Raw genomic sequence first — 1,368 nt, 5'->3', positions numbered from 1 at the left:
TCAAGTTAACGGCTGATCTTGGTTGTTGAGGTGGTCAGTGGTTGGCCGGGGTGAGCCGGCCCTCGAAGGCGATCTGGAACGCGTTCAGGGGTGCTTTCCAGCGCATGGTCCAGCGCCGGCGGCCGGCGCCGGTCGGGTCGAGACTCATTAGCGCCATGTAGACGCACTTGAGCGCTGCCTGCTCGTTCGGGAAGTGACCACGGGCCCGGACGGCCTTGCGGATACGGGCATTCACCGACTCGATCGCGTTGGTGGAGCAGATGACCTTGCGGATCTCGACGTCGAAGGCGAGGAAAGGCACGAACTCGGCCCACGCGTCGGACCACAGCTTCACGATCGCCGGATACTTCTTGCCCCAGGCGTCGGCGAACTCCATGAACCGCTCGGTCGCGGCTTCCTCCGTGGATGCGGTGTAGACCGGCTTGAGCGCCTTGGCGATCTTGTCCCAGTCCTGCCGGGCCGCGTACCGGAATGAGTTGCGCAGCAGGTGCACCACACACGTCTGCACGATCGTGCGTGGCCAGACCGTCTCCACCGCCTCGGGCAGGCCCTTGAGCCCGTCGCAGACGAGCATGAGCACATCAGCGACGCCGCGGTTCTTCAGCTCGGTCAGCACGTGCAGCCAGTGCTTCGCCCCTTCGCCGCCGTCGCCGGCCCAGATCCCGAGGATGTCGCGGTGACCGTCGACGGTGACCGCCATCGCCAGGTAGATCGGTCGGTTCGCGACCTGGCCGTCCCTGATCTTCACGTTGATGGCATCGATGAACACGACCGGATAGACGGGATCGAGAGGCCGGTTCTGCCACTCGGCCATGCCGTCCATGACCTTGTCGGTGATGGTGGAGATGGTCTGCTTCGACACCTCAGCGCCGTACACCTCGGCCAGATGCGCGGCGATCTCCCCGTGCGTCAGCCCTTTGGCCGACAACGACAGCACCATGTCGTCGACCCCGGTCAGGCGCCGCTGGCGCTTGCGCACGATCTGCGGCTCGAACGTGCCCGCCGCGTCACGAGGAACCCGAACCTCGACCGGCCCGACGTCGGTGAGCACCGTCTTGGTTCGGCTGCCGTTACGGGTATTGCCGCTGCCCCGACCTGCCGGGTCGTGCTTGTCGTAGCCGACGTGATCGGTGATCTCACCATCCAACGCTGACTCCAGGACCCGCTTCGTGAGCTGCTGCAGCAGACCGCCCTCGCCGGTCAGCTTCAGCCCGTCACCACGAGCCCGATCGACCAGCATCGCGATCAACTGCTCATCCGTGACCGCACCCACCGGCTCCACGGCCGGCTCCTGCCCCGAGGTGATCTCGGTCGTCATCTGGCGTCTCTCCCTTGATCGGTCGATCAGCCGTTATTTGTACAGTCCCG

The 1,368-nt window shown here is 65.4% G+C and carries 1 protein-coding gene; it reads right to left on the bottom strand.

Features of this window, described 5'->3' with window-relative positions; translation table 11 throughout:
• Positions 1-34: 34 nt before the first annotated feature.
• Complete coding sequence (locus KBX37_RS33870) at positions 35-1,240, bottom strand: IS256 family transposase (RefSeq protein ID WP_247659514.1); 1,206 nt, start codon at positions 1,238-1,240, stop codon at positions 35-37.
• Positions 1,241-1,368 lie beyond the last annotated feature (128 nt).

It is taken from the genome of Micromonospora sp. U56 (assembly GCF_018070095.1).
Classification (GTDB): Bacteria; Actinomycetota; Actinomycetes; order Mycobacteriales; family Micromonosporaceae; genus Micromonospora; species Micromonospora purpureochromogenes.
This window is presented reverse-complemented; position numbering and strand designations above follow the sequence as displayed.

Excerpts from the sequence above, each read along its gene's own strand:
- KBX37_RS33870 (WP_247659514.1), bottom strand. The coding sequence starts at position 1,240 with ATGCTGGTCGATCGGGCTCGTGGTGACGGGCTGAAGCTGACCGGCGAG.